Origin of the sequence: Providencia sp. M-27, from assembly GCF_011077905.1 — a bacterium.
Classification (GTDB): Bacteria; Pseudomonadota; Gammaproteobacteria; order Enterobacterales; family Enterobacteriaceae; genus Providencia; species Providencia huaxiensis.
Map to the genome: position 1 here is coordinate 1 of NZ_JAALBT010000079.1, position 437 is coordinate 437.

General features: G+C 43.9%; 1 tRNA gene and 1 rRNA gene. Both read right to left on the minus strand.

The features are described 5' to 3' along the window. Positions 1 to 172: 172 nt before the first annotated feature. Positions 173 to 248 (minus strand) — tRNA-Glu (locus G6Q48_RS22010). Between the two features lie 133 nt (positions 249 to 381). Further along, positions 382 to 437: ribosomal RNA gene (locus G6Q48_RS22135) — 16S ribosomal RNA — on the minus strand; the annotation flags it as partial.

A 437-nucleotide genomic window follows, 5' to 3' on the forward strand; every position in this document is an offset into this window, starting at 1 on the left:
AAGTTGAGATTTTTGAGAGACTCTCACATTGTTTAAGCGATAAACAATGTGCGTTGTTTTCAATTTTCAGCTTGTTCCAGATTGTTAAAGAGCATAATTGTTAAACCAACTATCGAAATAATTGGCTTAATCATTATTGGGGACATCGTCTTTCACTCGATATCGGCGCAATTGGCGTCCCCTAGGGGATTCGAACCCCTGTTACCGCCGTGAAAGGGCGGTGTCCTAGGCCTCTAGACGAAGGGGACACAAGATATTGCACATACTGCTGCGGTATCTCATGTAAGTCCTATTCTCTCGAATAAGTCTCCCACGTATAGCCTATTGCTCTACTTTCTATCAGACAATCTGTGTGAGCACTTCACAAAAACACTTCAATGGTAAGGAGGTGATCCAACCGCAGGTTCCCCTACGGTTACCTTGTTACGACTTCACCC